Genomic DNA, 15601 nt, shown 5'->3' with positions numbered 1-15601 from the left:
CGTACCTTCCTCTGATAAAGGCCGGGAGCGGGGCATCACAGGTGGTGGCGGCGGGTGGCGACCTCGCGGTCGTACGCCTCGCGGGCCCGTACGGCGGCCGCGCGGGAGGCGGTCTCGGCCACCGGCACGTCCCACCAGGCCTCGGCCGGGGGAGCGCTCGGGCCATCGGTGCCGGTCTCGACGTACACGCACGTCGGACGGTCCGAGGCGCGGGCCGTGCCCAGCGCCTCGCGCAGCTCCCGCACGGTCTTGGCGCGCAGTACGTCCATGCCGAGGCTGGCCGCGTTCGCGGCGAGGTCGACGGGCAGCGGGGCGCCGGAGAAGGTGCCGTCGGCGGCCCGGTAACGGTAGGCGGTGCCGAAACGCTCACCGCCCACCGACTCGGAGAGGCCGCCGATGGAGGCGTAGCCGTGGTTCTGGATCAGGACCAGGTTGACCGGCAGACCCTCCTGGACGGCGGTGACGATCTCCGTCGGCATCATCAGGTACGTGCCGTCGCCGACCAGCGCCCACACGGCGGTGCCCGGGGCGGCCTGCTGGACGCCGATCGCGGCCGGGATCTCGTAGCCCATGCAGGAGTAGCCGTACTCCAGGTGGTACTGGCGCGGGCTGCGGGCCCGCCACAGCTTGTGCAGGTCGCCGGGGAGTGAGCCGGCCGCGTTGATCACCACGTCGTCGTCGCCGACCACGGAGTCAAGCGCGCCCAGCACCTGGGTCTGGGTCGGCACGGCGTGCTCGTCGTCGGCACGGTAGGCGGCTGCCACCACCCGCTCCCAGCGCTCCTTGCCGGCGCCGTACTCGGTGGCGTAGGCGGGATCCACCCGGTGGCCGTCGAGGCCCGCGGTGAGCGCTTCCAGGCCGGCTCTCGCGTCGCAGACGAGCGTTCTGGCCGCCAGCTTGTGGGCGTCGAACGCCGTGATGTTGAGGTTCAGGAACCGGACGCCCGGGTGCTGGAAGAGCGTGCCGGAGGCGGTGGTGAAGTCGCTGTAGCGGGTTCCGACACCGATCACCAGGTCCGCGGCGCGGGCGATGTCGTCGCACACCGCGGTGCCGGTGTGGCCGATGCCGCCGAGGTCGGCGGGATGGTCGTGGCGCAGCGAGCCCTTGCCCGCCTGGGTGGAGGCGACCGGGATGCCGGTGGCGTCCACCAGGGCCCGCAGCGCGGCCTCGGCCTCGCTGTGGTGCACGCCGCCGCCCACGACGATCAGCGGGCGTTCGGCGGCCCGGATCGCCCGTACCGCCTCGGCCAGTTCGACCGGGTCGGGCGCGGGACGCCGTACGCGCCACACCCGGTCGGCGAAGAACTCGGCCGGCCAGTCGTACGCCTCCGCCTGCACGTCCTGCGGCAGGGCGAGGGTGACCGCGCCGGTCTCGGCGGGATCCGCCAGCACCCGCATGGCGTTCAGCGCCGAGGGGATGAGGGCCTCGGGCCGGGTGACGCGGTCGAAGAAGCGGGAGACCGGGCGCAGGGTGTCGTTGACGGACACGTCGGCCTCGGTCGGGTGCTCCAGCTGCTGCAGGAGCGGGTCGGCGGCGCGGGTGGCGAAGTAGTCGCCGGGCAGCAGCAGCACCGGCAGACGGTTGACGGTGGCGAGGGCCGCGCCGGTGACGAGGTTCGTCGCGCCCGGCCCGATGGAGGTGGTCACCGCCTGCGCGGAGAGGCGGTTGAGCTGACGTGCGTGACCCACCGCCGCGTGCACCATCGCCTGCTCGTTGCGGCCCTGGTGGAACGGCATCGCGGCCCCCTCCCCGATGCCTGCCTCCAAAAGCGCCTGGCCGACACCCGCCACGTTGCCGTGACCGAAGATGCCCCAGGTACCGGCGATCAGCCGGTGCCGTACGCCGTCCCGCTCGGTGTACTGGACGGACAGGAACCGCACCAGCGCCTGGGCGACGGTCAGGCGGACGCTCGTGGGTTGACTCATCGGGACCTCACTGGGAAGGGGCGGGGGAGAGGGGGCGGGCGCTCACGAGGGATTCCGGTCAGGCCGTCGCGCTCGGGACCGTCGCGCCCGGGTCCGAGGGGTAAGGCTGGGCGGGGAGCCGCTGCGCCGCGCGTGGCCGCGGTACGCCGTCGAGCAGGTCCTCGACCTCGGGACAGGTCGGCATCGCGGTGGAGCAGGCGGGGCGGGAGGCGACCAGGGCGCCGGCCGCGTTGGCGTACCGCATGACGTCCGGCAAGTCCCAGCCGGACAGCAGCCCGTGGCACAGCGCGCCGCCGAACGCGTCGCCCGCGCCGAGCCCGTTGACCACCTCGACCGGAAGCGGCGGTACCGCTACCGCCGTACCGTCCCGGTGCACGGCGAGCACGCCGTCCGGGCCCTGTTTCACCACGGCCAGTTCGACGCCCGCCGCGAGCAACGCCTCGGCGCACGCCCGCGGTTCGCGGACTCCGGTGGCGACCTCGCACTCGTCGAGATCGCCGACGGCGACGGTGGCGTGCCGCAGGGCCTCCCTGTAGTACGGGCGGGCCTCCTCGGGATCCGCCCAGGAGGTGTCGTCCCACAGGGCCGGCCGCCAGTCCAGGTCGAAGACGGTCGTCCCGGACGGGCCGCGGGCCTTGAGCGCGGCGAGCGTGGCCGACCGGCTCGGTTCCCCGCTCAGACCGGTACCTGTGATCCACAGGATCCGGGCCGACCGGATGGCGAAGTAGTCCAACTCGTCGGTGTGGATCCGCAGGTCAGGGGCGCTCGGCCGACGGTAGGAGTACAGCGGGAAGTGGTCCGGCGGGAAGATCTCGCAGAACGTCACCGGGGTCGGCAGGCCCTCCACCGGCGTCACCCAGCGGTCATCGACGCCGGACTCCGTGAGCGTCTGGTGGAGATAGGTGCCGAAGGGGTCGTCGCCGGTGCGGGTGATCACCGCGGCGCGGCGGCCGAGCCGGGCGGCGGCGACCGCCACGTTCGCCGCCGAACCGCCGAGAAACTTCCCGAAGGTCTCCACGCGCGCCAACGGCACTTGGGACTGCTGCGGGTAGAGATCAACTCCGATACGGCCCATACTGATCACGTCGAAGTGCTGGGCTGAACCTGCCATGCGCGACGCTCCTCGGTCCGGACTGGGGACGCGGGTCCTCGGGACCCGTTGTCCCAGGTGTAGGACCCGAAGGGTGACACTGTCAATACTTTGTACTTACATTCGGACCTGCTCGTGAAATGATGTCTTGACAAAGTATTGACAGCGGCCGTGTCAAGGGATTGGATCCCGTCCCAGCGCAGTTGTCGCTTTTTCGCGGCGCACGACCCGGAACCCTCCAGGTCCCGGGCCTCCTCGGATCCCCGTGATCCCTTCCCTTTCCCGACGTTCTCCCGTCGCACAGTGAGGTGCAGGAAAGATGGACCGCTCTTCTCGCTTCCGTTCCCGCAGAGTCGTACCCGTAGTGGCGGTGGCCGCGGCGGCGGCCCTCACCCTCGCAGGCTGTTCCAGCAGCTCCGGCGGCAAGAAGGCCGAGGAGAGCGGGTCGGGTGCCTCCGCGGGCAAGGCCACCACTCCCCGGATGACCGTCGCGCTGGTCACCCACCAGGCGCCCGGCGACACCTTCTGGGACATCGTCCGCAAGGGCGCGGAGGCCGCCGCCGCCAAGGACAACATCAAGCTGGTCTACTCGGCCGACCCGAACGCGGGCAACCAGGCGAACCTGGTGCAGAACGCGATCGACCAGAAGGTCGACGGCATCGCCATCACCCTCGCCAAGCCGGACGCCATGAAGGACGTCGTGAGCAAGGCGAAGGCCGCGAACATACCCGTGGTCGGCCTCAACTCCGGTGTGAGCGACTGGCAGAAGCTCGGCCTGATGGAGTTCTTCGGCCAGGACGAGACCGTCGCGGGCGAGGCGCTCGGCAAGCGGCTGAACGAGGCCGGCGCCAAGAGCGCCGTCTGTGTCGTCCAGGAACAGGGCAACATCGGCCTCACCCAGCGCTGCGACGGCGTGAAGAAGACGTTCGAGGGCAAGACCCAGACGCTCTTCGTCAACGGCGCCGACATGCCGTCCGTGAAGTCGACGATCACCGCCAAGCTCAGCCAGGACAAGTCCATCGACTACGTCGTGACCCTGGGCGCCCCCTTCGCGCTGACCGCGGTGCAGTCGGTGTCCGAGTCGGGCAGCAAGGCGAAGATCGCCACCTTCGACCTCAACAAGGAACTGACCGGAGCCATCGACAAGGGGACCATCCAGTTCGCCGTCGACCAGCAGCCCTACCTCCAGGGCTACCTCGCGGTGGACTCCCTGTGGCTCTACAAGAACAACGGCAACTACAGCGGCGGCGGTGAGCAGCCCGTGCTGACCGGTCCGGCCTTCGTCGACAAGACCAACGTCGACAAGGTGGCCGCGTACGCCGCGAAGGGCACTCGGTGAGCGGTATGACCCAGCAGGCTGAGCCGGCGGTGAGCGCACCGCCGGCCCCCGGCCCGAAGCAGTCCGACGGCCGGACCTCGCAACGCCCCCTGGTCCTGAGGCTGTTGGCCCGCCCCGAAGTCGGGGTCTTCCTCGGCGCCGCCGCCGTGTACGTGTTCTTCCTGATCGCCGCGCCCCCGGTGCGCGAGGGCAGCGCGATGTCCACGGTCCTGTACCAGTCGTCGACGATCGGCATCATGGCCCTGCCGGTCGCGCTGCTGATGATCGGCGGCGAGTTCGACCTGTCGTCCGGTGTCGCGGTGATCACCTCGGCGCTGACCGCGAGCATGCTCAGCTACCAACTCACCCTGAACGTGTGGATGGGTGTGATCGCCGCGCTGGTCGTGTCGCTGGCGATCGGCTTCTTCAACGGCTGGATGGTGGTCAAGACCGGCCTGCCGAGCTTCCTCGTCACCCTGGGCACCTTCCTGATCCTGCAGGGTGTGAACCTCGCGGTCACCAAGCTGGTGACCACCAACGTGGCCACCGACGACATCAGCACCATGGACGGCTTCGACCAGGCGAAGAAGATCTTCGCTTCGACCTTCCAGGTCGGCGGTGTCACGGTGAAGATCACCGTGGTGTACTGGCTGATCTTCGCGGCGCTGGCCACCTGGGTGCTGCTGCGCACGAAGTACGGCAACTGGATCTTCGCGGTCGGCGGCAACAAGGAGAGCGCACGGGCGGTCGGCGTGCCCGTGACCTTCACCAAGATCTCCCTGTTCATGCTGGTCGGCTTCGGTGCCTGGTTCGTCGGGATGCACCAGCTGTTCACCTTCAACACCGTGCAGTCCGGCGAGGGCGTGGGCCAGGAGCTCATCTACATCGCCGCGGCGGTCATCGGCGGCTGTCTGCTGACCGGCGGCTACGGTTCGGCGATCGGCCCGGTCTTCGGCGCCTTCATGTTCGGCATGGTGAACCAGGGCATCGTCTTCGCCGGCTGGAACCCCGACTGGTTCAAGGCCTTCCTCGGCGTGATGCTCCTGGGCGCCGTCCTGATCAATCTGTGGGTCCGCCAGTCGGCGACCCGGAGGTGACCCCTATGACGACCAACAAGACCGGTACGCACGGAGCCGTCCTCGCGGACACCGAGCCCGAGCAGCAGGACGTCCCGATCGTCGAGTTGCGGGGGGCGGGCAAGGCGTACGGCAACATCCGCGCCCTGCATGGCGTGGACCTGAGGGTCCATCCCGGCAACGTCACCTGCGTGCTGGGCGACAACGGCGCCGGCAAGTCCACCCTCATCAAGATCATCTCGGGGCTGCACCAGCACACCGAGGGCGACTTCCTCGTCGACGGCACCCCCGTGCGGTTCTCCACCCCGCGCGAGGCCCTCGACAAGGGCATCGCCACCGTCTACCAGGACCTCGCCACCGTCCCGCTGATGCCGGTGTGGCGCAACTTCTTCCTCGGCTCGGAGATGACCAAGGGCCCCTGGCCCGTGCGCCGTCTCGACATCGAGGCGATGAAGAAGACCGCCGACCAGGAACTGCGCAACATGGGCATCGTCCTGGACGACCTGGAACAGCCCATCGGTACCCTCTCCGGCGGTCAGCGCCAGTGCGTGGCCATCGCCCGCGCCGTCTACTTCGGTGCCCGCGTCCTGATCCTCGACGAGCCCACCGCCGCCCTCGGCGTCAAGCAGTCCGGCGTGGTGCTGAAGTACATCGCCGCCGCCCGCGACCGCGGCCTCGGCGTCATCTTCATCACCCACAACCCCCACCACGCCTACATGGTGGGCGACCACTTCAGCGTCCTGCGCCTGGGCACCATGGATCTGAACGCCTCCCGCGACCAGGTCAGCCTCGAAGATCTCACCAACCACATGGCAGGCGGCGCCGAACTCACCGCGCTCAAACACGAACTCGCCCAGGTACGCGGCGTCGACGTGGACGAGCTCCCCGAAGAGGGCGACCTGCCCGCCACCACCCCTGCCCCCGCCACCACCGTGGGCGAGGACAAGGCCGAGGAGAAGGCCGAGGAGAAGGCCTGAGACGGCCGTCCCGGACGGACGGAACCTGAAGGTGTCCGCGGGCAGGGTCCTCACCGGCCCGCACCGCGGCCCCTCCGGTCCGGGAGCCCCGTAGGGGAACCGTTCGTGATCGTCGAACAGCACAGGGAGCCGTGCGAGCCGGGCCGGCCACCGCCGATCGCGGTCGCACCCGTACGTTCCTGAGGTCCCGCGGCGCCCGACCATCCCGGAGGGACGACCATGACCCAGCGTGATCCGCTCGGAATCGCCGTCATCGGCACCGGAAGAATGGGCGCCGACCATGTGCGCCGGATCCAGCGACTCGTCAGCGGAGCCCGGGTGACCGCCGTCGTGGACGTCGACGCGGAACGCGCCAGGGCCGTCGCGGCATCCGTCGACGGCTGCGCCGCCCACACCGACCCCGTCGCCGCGATGGCGGCGGCCGACGTCGACGCCGTCCTCGTCGCCTCCCCCGGCCCCGCCCACGAGGCGGCCCTGCTGGCGGCCTTCGAGCGCGACCTGCCCGTCCTGTGCGAGAAGCCGCTCACCCCGGACGCGGCCTCCGCGGCGCGGGTCATGGAGGCGGAGGTGAGCCTGGGGCGACGCAGGGTCCAAGTCGGCTTCATGCGGCGTTACGACGCCGAGTACATGAAGCTCAAGTCCCTCTTGGAGACGGGGCAGTTGGGCCGTCCGCTGATGCTCCACAACCGGCATCGCAACGCGGCCAGTCCGCCCGGGTTCACCAGCGACATGCTCATCAGCGACTCCGTCGCGCACGAGACGGACGTGACCCGCTGGCTGTTCGGGCACGAGATCACGGCGGTCACCGTGCTGCGTCCGCTACGGTCGGCGAACGCGCCCGACGACCTCCAGGACCCCCAGTTCGTCGTGTTCGAGACCGACGGCGGCGCGATCGTCGACGTCGAGATGTTCGTCAACTGCGGCTTCGGCTACCAGGTCCAGGCCGAAGTGGTCTGCGAACGCGGCACCGCACGCGTCGGCGACGGCCACGCCATGGTCACCAACATGGCAGGCCGCTGGGGCGGCACGATCGACCAGGACTTCACGGAACGCTTCGCCGACGCCTACGACCGCGAGATCCAGGCCTGGGTCGACGCCACCCGTCGCGGCGAGGTCACCGGCCCGAGCGTGTGGGACGGTTACGCGGCGGCGGCGGTGTGCGAGGCCGGGGTGCGCTCGCTGCGGGAGGGCGGCCGGGTCGAGGTGGACCTGCTCGACCGGCCCGCGCTGTACCGGGGGTGACGGGCTGTCGACTCTCCTGGCCGGGTGGTGGAAAGCGGGCCGGGGATTCCCGGCCCGCTTTCCACGAAACCCCCAGGGACTCTCAGTCCGCGAGCGCAGTGCGCGGCCGCGGCTCGAAACCGGCCGTGCGGTAGCACTCGTCGATCAGCGTCATCGTCGCCACCGCGTCGTCCGGGCCGAGCGGCAGCTCGGTGCCCTCGCGGACACCCGCCGCGAACGCCTCCAGCTGGTACGCGTACGACGACCGCGTACCGAGCCGCTCGGTGCGCTCACCCTCCGCCGTCCGAACCACGACCCGGTCGTCCCGCTGCGGCAGCACGAAGTTCGGCGCGCTCGCCTCGCCCCGGGTACCGATGATCCGGCAGCTCATCTCCAGTCGGTCGTACGCCATGTGGCAGCGCGCCGACGCGGTGGCCCCGCCCGGGAACTCCAGCTCGGCGTCCAGCCACTCGTCGACGCCGGGCGCCTGTGCCCGCTGCCCGCCCCGCGCCGAGCCCAGCCGCGGCGCGCCGCCCGCCCAGGGGGCCAGCATCCGCACCGCGTGCAGGCTGTAACAGCCCAGGTCCATCACGGCGCCGCCGGCCAGGGGCAGCGACCAGCGGGGGTCGCCGTCCTCCGGCGCCGGTATGGCGACCATGGTCTCCACCCGCCGCAGCTCCCCGAGTTCGCCGCTGCGCAGGATCTCGTGCAGGCGCCGGGTGACCGGGTGGAAGAGGTAGTGGAAGCCCTCCATGAAGACGGTGCCCGCCTTCACCGCCGCCTCCCGTACCTCGGCTGCCTCCTCGGCGTTGCTCGCCGACGGCTTCTCCGTCAGGACGTGCTTGCCCGCCGCGAGGGCGGCCAGGTTCCACGGCCCGTGCAGGCCGTTGGCGAGCGGGTTGTAGACGACGTCGACCTCGGGGTCGGCGAGCAGGTCGGCGTAGGAGTCCGCCACCCGCTCCACGCCGTGGGCCGTCGCGAAGGCCTCGGCCCGCGACCGCTCGCGGGCCGCCACCGCGACCAGGCGGTGGCCGGCCGCCCTGGCCGGGTCCACCAGGGAGCGTTCGGTGATGCGTGCCGCGCCCAGCACGCCGATGCGCAGCGGTTGTGGACCCGGTCCGCTCATGCCTGCCGTACCTCCTGGATGGTGACGGGGCGGTGCTCGTGCAGCGACAGCGTGCACGCGTCGGCGATCCAGCCCGCCTCCAGGGCGTCCTCGATCGTGCACGGGGAGGGCCGGGTGCCGGCCACGACCTCGGTGAACGCGGTGAGTTCGGCACGGTAGGCCGCGGTGAAGCGGTCCATGAAGAAGTCGTGCGGGGTACCGGCCGGGAAGGTCACGCCGGGCTCGACCGAACGCAGCGGCAGCTTGTCCTCCAGGCCGACGGCGATGGAGTCCGTGAAACCGTGGATCTCCATGCGGACGTCGTAACCCCGGGCGTTGTGGCGGGAGTTGGAGACCACAGCGATGGTTCCGTCGTCCAGGGTGAGGATCGCGCCTGTGGTGTCGGCGTCGCCCGCCTCCTTGATGTAGTCGGCGCCCCGGTTGCCGCCGACCGCGTACACCTCGGTCACCTCCCGGCCGGTCACCCAGCGGATGATGTCGAAGTCGTGCACCGAGCAGTCCCGGAAGATGCCCCCGGAGGCGGCGATGTACGCGGCCGGCGGCGGCGCCGGGTCCAGTGTGGTCGACCGGACGGTGTGCAGCGTGCCCAGCTCGCCGCCCTGCACGGCGGCACGGGCGGCGACGAAGCCGGCGTCGAAGCGGCGGTTGTAGCCGATCTGGATCGGCACGTTCGTGCCCTGGACGGCCTTGAGCACCTCGACGCCCTCGCGCATGGTCTTCGCGACGGGCTTCTCGCAGAACACGGGCACACCCGCCTCGACGGCGGCCAGGATCAGCGCGGGGTGCGCGTCGGTGGCCGCCGCCACCACGATGCCGTCCACCCCGGCGGCCAGCACGGCCTCGGGGGAGTCCACGACCTCACCGCCGAACCGCTCGGCGGCGGACTTGGCGGCGTCCGCGAACGGGTCGGCCAGGACGAGCGACTCGACCGCGTCGAGCCCGGAGAGGGTTTCGGCGTGGAAGGCGCCGATGCGGCCGAGGCCGAGGATTCCGATGCGCATGACGGTGTTGCTCCTTGGGTGCGGGGTCTTACGAGCGGTTCTTACGAGCGGGCTCTGACGAGCGGGTTCTTACGAGCGGAGGGGGAAGGTCAGTCGAGGCCGCCGAGGACGTTCTGGTCCCAGTCGATCACCGAACCGGTGACCACCCCGGACCGCTCCGACAGCAGGAGGACGACGAAGTCGGCGATCTCGTCCGGCTGGCCGAGCTTGCCCATCGGCAGCCGGGCGGCGGCCTCCTCGCGCCAGTCGTCCCCGGCGCCGTGGAAGGCCTTCTGCGTGGCGTCCTCACCCTCGGTCGCGGTCCAGCCGATGTTCAGGCCGTTGATCCGCACCCGGTCGAAGCGATGCGCGTGCGCCGCGTTGCGGGTCAGGCCGATCAGCCCGGCCTTCGCTGCGACGTACGGGGCGAGGAACGGCTGCCCGCCGTGCGCGGAGGAGGTGATGATGTTGACGACCGTGCCGGGCGCACCCCGGCCCACCATGTCCGCGACGGCGGCCTGCATGGCGAAGAACGGGGCCTTGAGGTTGATCGCGATGTGCTGGTCGAACAGCTCGGGCGTGGTGTCGAGGAGCGTGCCCCGGGAGGTGAGGCCGGCCGAGTTCACCAGGCAGTCGACGCGGCCGTACGCCCCGACCACCTCGGCCACGGACCCCTTCGCCTGCTCGGCGTCCGCCAGGTCGGCCCGGACGAACATGGCCTTGCCGCCGGCCGCGGCCAGCTCCGCCACCAGCGCCTCACCGGGCTCCGGTCGCCGTCCGGTGACGGCGACCCGCGCCCCCTCCCGGACCGCGGCCCGGGCGATGGCGGCACCCACGCCCTGGCTTCCGCCGTTGACGAGGACGACCTTGTCGTCGAGAAGTCCCATGCTGTCCAAGCCCTTTCAGCTCTCGCGCCGTACGGCGCCGGCCCGCAACTCGTCACGCAACGCCCGCGGGGTCCATCCCTGCTCCAGCGCCCGCCGTACGACGTCCGCCTGGGATGGCGGTGCCAGCCCGTCGACGGGCGGGTCGCTGTCGAGGTTGGTGGGGAACGGGTAGCCCTCGGCGCTCGCCGCGATCACCCGCTCCAGCCACTCCTCGCCCACACCGTCGGCCAGACGCCTGCGCAGCACCGGGTAGACCGCGTTGGTCACCGCCTCCCGGTCCACCGTCTCCATCGCCCGCCCGAAGGCCGAGGACACCTGGAGCAGATTGGCCACGCGTCGCACGTCCGGCGTGCGGTTGGTGCCGGCGGCGTGGAACAGCGCCGGGTTGAAGAAGACGGCGTCGCCCTTCGCCAGCGGGAGCTGGACGTGGTGCGCCGTGAAGTACGCCTGGAACCGCGGGAGCCGCCAGGCGAGGTAGCCGGGCTCGAAGGTCTGCGAGTACGGCAGGTACAGCGTCGGGCCCGACTCCACGGGCATGTCGCAGTGCGCCACCGCGCCCTGCAGCGTGAGCGCGGGCGAGAGACGGTGCACATGCCCGGGGTAGGCGGCGGCCGCCTCGTTCGAGAGGAACCCCAGGTGGTAGTCGCGGTGCACGGTCTGCGCCGCGCCGCCCGGGTTGACCACGTTCACCTGCGAGGTCACCTGGTAGCCCGGGCCCAGCCAGGCGCCCGAGACCAGCGCGAGGATGTCGTTGGCGTAGTAGTCGGCGAACGCCTCGGGGTCGTAGAGGGCCGCCTTCTCCAGCGCGTTCCACACCCGGTCGTTGGCGCCCGGCGCGGCGAAATGGTCGCCCGCGGCGGCGCCCGAGGCGCGCTGCTCGGTGATCAGGGCGTCGAAGACGCCGGTGAGCCGGTCGACGACGGCCGGGTCCGGGAAGGCGGCCCGGAGGACGACGATGCCGGGGCCGTCCGTAAGAGCGTGGATCAGCTCGGCCCGCACCTCACGGGTCGCGCCCGCCGCGCGCAGGCGCTCACTGTCGTAGACGAGGACGTTGTCCTCCACGGCCGAGGCGTGCGGATGGTCGGCGAGGTCCGTCGTGCGCTCGACGAGTGAGCGGAAGACGTCGAGATCACAGTCCTGCTCGGTCAGCCAGGCCCGCTGCTGAGCGGCGGTGAGGGACATCGTCGTCCTTCTTTCGGTCACGGGATGCGACACGGGTCCGGTCACGGGGCAGCGACACGGCTCTGTCATTCTTGTCAGTACAAACCCCTCGAACAACCAGCGGCAAGCCATCAAAAACCCCTCAAGGAGCCGTCGGTGGGCCACCCCTTCCCGATCCGTGAGATCGCACGTCAGGCGGGCCTGAGCGAGGCCACCGTCGACCGGGTCCTGAACGGTCGGGGCGGGGTGCGGGAGAGCACCCAACGTGAGGTCCGTCAGGCCATCGCGGACCTGGACCGCCAGCGCACCCAGGTCCGGCTGGTCGGCCGCACCTTCATGATCGACATCGTGATGCAGACCCCGGAGCGGTTCTCCACCGCCGTACGGGCCGCCCTGGAGGCCGAGCTGCCCTCCCTGCACCCGGCGGTCGTGCGTTCGCGCTTCCACTTCCGGGAGACCGGCCCCGTGGAGGAACTGACCAGGACCCTGGAGCGGATCGCCCGGCGCGGATCGCAAGGGGTGGTGCTCAAGGCGCCCGACGTCCCCGAGGTCGCCGCCGCCGTCGGACGGCTGGCTCAGGCGGGCATCCCCGTCGTCACCCTCGTCACCGACCTGCCCTCCTCGGCGCGCCTCGCCTACGTCGGCATAGACAACCGGGCCGCCGGGGCGACCGCCGCCTACCTCATGGGCCAGTGGCTCGGCGACCGTCCCGGCAATGTGCTCACCAGCCTCAGCAGCGGCTTCTTCCGCAACGAGGAGGAGCGCGAGATGGGCTTCCGCGGCGCGATGCGCGCCCGGCACCCGCGGCGCGCCCTGGTCGAGATCGCCGAGGGGCAGGGGCTGGACGCCACCCAGTACGACCTGGTCCGGGCCGCGCTGCGACGCGACCCGGACATCCGCGCGGTCTACTCGATCGGCGGCGGCAACATCGCCACCCTGCGGGCCTTCGAGGACCTGGACCGCCCGTGCGCGGTCTTCGTGGCGCACGACCTCGACCATGACAACACCCGTCTGCTGCGTGAGCACCGTCTGTCCGCCGTCCTCCACCACGACCTGCGCCAGGACATGCGCGAGGCCTGCCGCATCGTGATGCGCGCCCACGGTGCCCTGCCGCCGGCCGGCCCGACCCTGCCGTCGGCGATCCAGGTGGTCACGCCGTACAACATGCCGCCCCAGGCGACGGCAGGGTGAGGCGCCGCCGCTCTCAGCGCGTCGGCACCGGCACCGTTGCCGGAGTTCCGGCGCTCCGGTAGAAGGAGACGCCCAGAGCCAGCAGCCAGTAGCTGAGCACGGCCCCCATCAGCGCGGTGGTGCCCCAGCCGTTCGCCGCGTAGAAGTGGGCCGGTGTGTTGCCGAAGAACAGGGACGGCACGAACGCCACGTTGATCCCCGCGAGGACGTACGCCGACCGGCCGGTCCAGCGCGGCAGCAGTCGGGTGCGGGAGACGGCGTACCCGAACGCGGTCAGGAACAGCGCGAGCATCAGCCGGGAGATCGACCCATAGAGGATGTAGGTGCCGCTGACGTCGATGGTCGGGTCGATCGGGCGGTCGGCCGCGATGACCGCGCCCGCCTCCAGACCACTGGAGACCAGGGTGACCGTCGCGTAGACCAGCCCGGTGGCGAAGGCCATCGACCCGACCCACTCGTGGGCGGGACTCACCCGCTTGACCAGCTCCCGGAAGGCGGTCATGAACACCACCAGCACGGCCAGCGCGACAATTTGCAGCAGCAGCCTGGTCAGGACGTTCGCGTCCGGCGGCGGGCCCGAGTAGACGAAGTACAGCGGTACTTCGACGATCAGGACGGCGGCGCTGGTGATGCCCGTGACGCCCGTCAGGCGCCTGACGAAGCTCTCGTTCATGGATTCCCCCGGAGTCGGTGAGGCGGATCGGCCGGCGTGTGTGCCGACATCTCGAAGCCTGCCGTCCCCGGGGCTTGCCGTCGCGGGGCCTGCCAACCGGATCCGGGGTGGTCCTAAGGCCACTCTCCCGGGTGTAGGTCCACCCAGGTCCCGCTCTCGGCGGACCGCGCCATGGCGTCCAGTACGGCGGCACTGTGCACGGCGTCCGTGAGGGTGGCCCCGTGCGAGGTCCCCTCGGCGACCGACCGGAGGAAGCGGTACGCCTCGACGACCTTCAGGTCGTCGTAACCCATCGCGTTGGCCGCTCCGGGCTGGAACGCGCCGAACTCGCCGTCGCCCGGGCCGACATACACCGTGCTGACCGGCTGGTCCTGGTAGCGGTCGCCGCGGCTGACGCCGAGTTCGTTCATCCGGCGGAAGTCCCAGAACACCGCGCCCTTGGTGCCGTGCACCTCGAAGCCGTAGTTGTTCTGTTCGCCGACCGAGACCCGGCAGGCCTCCAGCACGCCGCGGGCGCCGGAGGCGAAGCGCAGCAGACAGTTGACGTAGTCCTCGTTCTCCACCGGGCCGAGTTCGCCGCCCGAGGCACGGCTGTGGCCGGCGGTGACACCGGTAGGGCGGGCCCGTTCCGGCACGAAGATCGCCGTGTCGGCGGTGAGGGAGGTGATGTCGCCGAGCAGATGGCGGGCCAGGTCGGCGCCGTGCGAGGCCAGGTCGCCCAGCACTCCGCTGCCGCCGCGCTCCCGCTCGTACCGCCAGCTGAGCGCCCCCTCGGGGTGCGCCGCGTAGTCGCTGAACAGCCGGATCCGGACATGGGTGACGGTGCCGATGTCGCCGGAGGCGATCAGCGACCGGGCCGTCTCGACGGCGGGCGCATTGCGGTAGTTGAAGCCGACCGCGCCCTGGACGTCCGCCGCGGTGACCGCGTCGGCCACCGCCCGGGCGTCCGCCACGGTGAGGCCGACCGGCTTCTCGATCCAGATGTGCTTGCCGGCCTGCGCCATCGCCACGCCGATCTCGCGGTGCAGGAAGTTCGGGGCCGTGATGCTGACCGCCTGGACCCGCGGATCGGCGGCGACCTCCCGCCAGTCACGGGTCGTGGAGGCGAAGCCGAACTGTTCGGCGGCCTCCTCGGCCCGGCCGGGCACCTCCTCGGCGACGGTCACCAGCTCCGGGCGCAGCCCGAGCCGCGGATAGTGGTGCGGGACCCGGGCGTACGCCTGCGTGTGCACCCGGCCCATCCAGCCGAACCCGACGACGGCGACACCGAGCGTATCCACCATGAGCCACCCTCTTTTGGACCGGTCCATTCCTCTTCCCGCCCACCCTGGGCAACACGCCGATGGGTGTCAAGCCCCGTCGCCTGCCCTCTGTCCGCCCTTCACCGCCCTTCACCGCCCTTTGACAAGGCCGATGGGCCGTGGAACGGTCCAGGGCATGAGACAGCCGACGATCCGGGACGTGGCCGAGCGTGCCGGTGTCTCCAAGTCGCTGGTCTCGCTGGTGCTGCGCGGCTCCGAGCGGGTACGGCCGGAGCGGCGGGAGGCGGTGCTGCGGGCCGTCCGCGAACTCGGCTACCGGCCGAACGCCGCCGCCCGCAGCCTCAGCGAGCAGCGCACCCGCACCGTGGGCGTCCTCCTAAACGACCTGCGCAACCCCTGGTTCGTGGACCTGCTCGACGGCCTCAACTCGCTGCTGCACGACTACGGTCTGCACATGCTGCTGGGCGACGCCCGTCTCAACCGTCGCACCGGCCATGACCTAGCCCGGCCCTTCCTGGACCTCCAGGTCGACGGCCTGGTCGTGGTCGGCACCCTCCCCGACCCGGCCGCGCTCGGCCCGGTCGCCGCACGGATGCCGGTCGTCGTCGCGGGCGCCCGTGAACCGGTGCCGGACGGGGTGGACTTCCGGGTCCCTCAGTTGCGCCCCCTGAGTCACCAGCATGCGCCGGACCACGGGCGCGGGCATACGGATCA

General features: G+C 71.2%; 14 protein-coding genes. 6 read left to right on the top strand and 8 right to left on the bottom strand.

Translation table 11 applies throughout. The features are described from left to right. Nucleotides 1-35 precede the first annotated feature (35 nt). Together iolD and iolC are read right to left on the bottom strand one after the other, a co-directional pair. Complete coding sequence (gene iolD / locus ABZ027_RS16380) at nucleotides 36-1925, bottom strand: 3D-(3,5/4)-trihydroxycyclohexane-1,2-dione acylhydrolase (decyclizing) (RefSeq protein ID WP_356768670.1); 1890 nt, start codon at nucleotides 1923-1925, stop codon at nucleotides 36-38. A 58-nt stretch (nucleotides 1926-1983) separates the two neighbouring features. Then, nucleotides 1984-3036: a 5-dehydro-2-deoxygluconokinase gene (gene iolC, locus ABZ027_RS16375; protein WP_356768668.1), complete on the bottom strand. Its 1053-nt coding sequence runs from the start codon at nucleotides 3034-3036 to the stop codon at nucleotides 1984-1986. 298 nt (nucleotides 3037-3334) lie between these two features. Between iolC and ABZ027_RS16370 the strand changes: the two genes are divergently transcribed. From ABZ027_RS16370 to ABZ027_RS16355, 4 genes are all read left to right on the top strand, one after another. Further along, complete coding sequence (locus tag ABZ027_RS16370; protein ID WP_356768666.1) at nucleotides 3335-4354, top strand: sugar ABC transporter substrate-binding protein; 1020 nt, start codon at nucleotides 3335-3337, stop codon at nucleotides 4352-4354. 5 nt (nucleotides 4355-4359) lie between these two features. Then, nucleotides 4360-5430: an ABC transporter permease gene (locus ABZ027_RS16365; protein WP_356768664.1), complete on the top strand. Its 1071-nt coding sequence runs from the start codon at nucleotides 4360-4362 to the stop codon at nucleotides 5428-5430. A gap of 5 nt (nucleotides 5431-5435) precedes the next feature. Next, on the top strand, nucleotides 5436-6386 hold the full coding sequence (locus tag ABZ027_RS16360) for an ATP-binding cassette domain-containing protein (RefSeq protein ID WP_356768662.1): 951 nt from the start codon (nucleotides 5436-5438) through the stop codon (nucleotides 6384-6386). A gap of 219 nt (nucleotides 6387-6605) precedes the next feature. Continuing rightward, the gene (locus ABZ027_RS16355) at nucleotides 6606-7628 is read left to right on the top strand and encodes a Gfo/Idh/MocA family oxidoreductase (RefSeq protein ID WP_356768660.1); all 1023 of its coding nucleotides are present in this window, start codon (nucleotides 6606-6608) and stop codon (nucleotides 7626-7628) included. A gap of 82 nt (nucleotides 7629-7710) precedes the next feature. Here the strand turns inward: ABZ027_RS16355 and ABZ027_RS16350 are convergent, their stop codons facing one another. From ABZ027_RS16350 to ABZ027_RS16335, 4 genes are all read right to left on the bottom strand, one after another. Beyond that, the gene (locus ABZ027_RS16350; protein WP_356768658.1) at nucleotides 7711-8733 is read right to left on the bottom strand and encodes a Gfo/Idh/MocA family oxidoreductase; all 1023 of its coding nucleotides are present in this window, start codon (nucleotides 8731-8733) and stop codon (nucleotides 7711-7713) included. Further along, entirely contained in the window at nucleotides 8730-9734 is a 1005-nt protein-coding gene (locus ABZ027_RS16345) for a Gfo/Idh/MocA family oxidoreductase (protein ID WP_356768656.1), read from the bottom strand. The genes ABZ027_RS16350 and ABZ027_RS16345 overlap by 4 nt, the downstream gene beginning before the upstream one ends. A gap of 89 nt (nucleotides 9735-9823) precedes the next feature. Next, on the bottom strand, nucleotides 9824-10600 hold the full coding sequence (locus ABZ027_RS16340) for an SDR family oxidoreductase (protein WP_356768654.1): 777 nt from the start codon (nucleotides 10598-10600) through the stop codon (nucleotides 9824-9826). Between the two features lie 15 nt (nucleotides 10601-10615). Further along, complete coding sequence (locus ABZ027_RS16335) at nucleotides 10616-11782, bottom strand: phytanoyl-CoA dioxygenase family protein (RefSeq protein ID WP_356768652.1); 1167 nt, start codon at nucleotides 11780-11782, stop codon at nucleotides 10616-10618. Between the two features lie 135 nt (nucleotides 11783-11917). Here ABZ027_RS16335 and ABZ027_RS16330 point away from each other — a divergent pair, with 135 nt between their 5' ends. Next, complete coding sequence (locus ABZ027_RS16330; protein WP_356768650.1) at nucleotides 11918-12952, top strand: LacI family DNA-binding transcriptional regulator; 1035 nt, start codon at nucleotides 11918-11920, stop codon at nucleotides 12950-12952. 13 nt (nucleotides 12953-12965) lie between these two features. On the opposite strand, the gene ABZ027_RS16325 is transcribed toward ABZ027_RS16330, so the two are convergent. Next, on the bottom strand, nucleotides 12966-13625 hold the full coding sequence (locus ABZ027_RS16325) for a hypothetical protein (RefSeq protein WP_356768648.1): 660 nt from the start codon (nucleotides 13623-13625) through the stop codon (nucleotides 12966-12968). 113 nt (nucleotides 13626-13738) lie between these two features. After that, complete coding sequence (locus ABZ027_RS16320; RefSeq protein WP_356768646.1) at nucleotides 13739-14908, bottom strand: Gfo/Idh/MocA family oxidoreductase; 1170 nt, start codon at nucleotides 14906-14908, stop codon at nucleotides 13739-13741. A gap of 154 nt (nucleotides 14909-15062) precedes the next feature. Between ABZ027_RS16320 and ABZ027_RS16315 the strand changes: the two genes are divergently transcribed. Then, the coding region (locus ABZ027_RS16315; RefSeq protein WP_356768644.1) for a LacI family DNA-binding transcriptional regulator at nucleotides 15063-15601 on the top strand (539 nt) is incomplete at its 3' end.

It is taken from the genome of Streptomyces sp. NPDC006332 (genome assembly GCF_040612855.1).
In the GTDB taxonomy this organism is placed as follows: Bacteria; Actinomycetota; Actinomycetes; order Streptomycetales; family Streptomycetaceae; genus Streptomyces.
The sequence above is the reverse complement of the archived record's forward strand: the minus strand, read 5'-3'. Positions and strand labels throughout refer to the sequence as shown.

Coding starts and splice junctions, on each gene's coding strand:
- iolD (WP_356768670.1), bottom strand. CDS start 1,925: ATGAGTCAACCCACGAGCGTCCGCCTGACCGTCGCCCAGGCGCTGGTG.
- iolC (WP_356768668.1), bottom strand. CDS start 3,036: ATGGCAGGTTCAGCCCAGCACTTCGACGTGATCAGTATGGGCCGTATC.
- ABZ027_RS16370 (WP_356768666.1), top strand. CDS start 3,335: ATGGACCGCTCTTCTCGCTTCCGTTCCCGCAGAGTCGTACCCGTAGTG.
- ABZ027_RS16365 (WP_356768664.1), top strand. CDS start 4,360: ATGACCCAGCAGGCTGAGCCGGCGGTGAGCGCACCGCCGGCCCCCGGC.
- ABZ027_RS16360 (WP_356768662.1), top strand. CDS start 5,436: ATGACGACCAACAAGACCGGTACGCACGGAGCCGTCCTCGCGGACACC.
- ABZ027_RS16355 (WP_356768660.1), top strand. CDS start 6,606: ATGACCCAGCGTGATCCGCTCGGAATCGCCGTCATCGGCACCGGAAGA.
- ABZ027_RS16350 (WP_356768658.1), bottom strand. CDS start 8,733: ATGAGCGGACCGGGTCCACAACCGCTGCGCATCGGCGTGCTGGGCGCG.
- ABZ027_RS16345 (WP_356768656.1), bottom strand. CDS start 9,734: ATGCGCATCGGAATCCTCGGCCTCGGCCGCATCGGCGCCTTCCACGCC.
- ABZ027_RS16340 (WP_356768654.1), bottom strand. CDS start 10,600: ATGGGACTTCTCGACGACAAGGTCGTCCTCGTCAACGGCGGAAGCCAG.
- ABZ027_RS16335 (WP_356768652.1), bottom strand. CDS start 11,782: ATGTCCCTCACCGCCGCTCAGCAGCGGGCCTGGCTGACCGAGCAGGAC.
- ABZ027_RS16325 (WP_356768648.1), bottom strand. CDS start 13,625: ATGAACGAGAGCTTCGTCAGGCGCCTGACGGGCGTCACGGGCATCACC.
- ABZ027_RS16320 (WP_356768646.1), bottom strand. CDS start 14,908: ATGGTGGATACGCTCGGTGTCGCCGTCGTCGGGTTCGGCTGGATGGGC.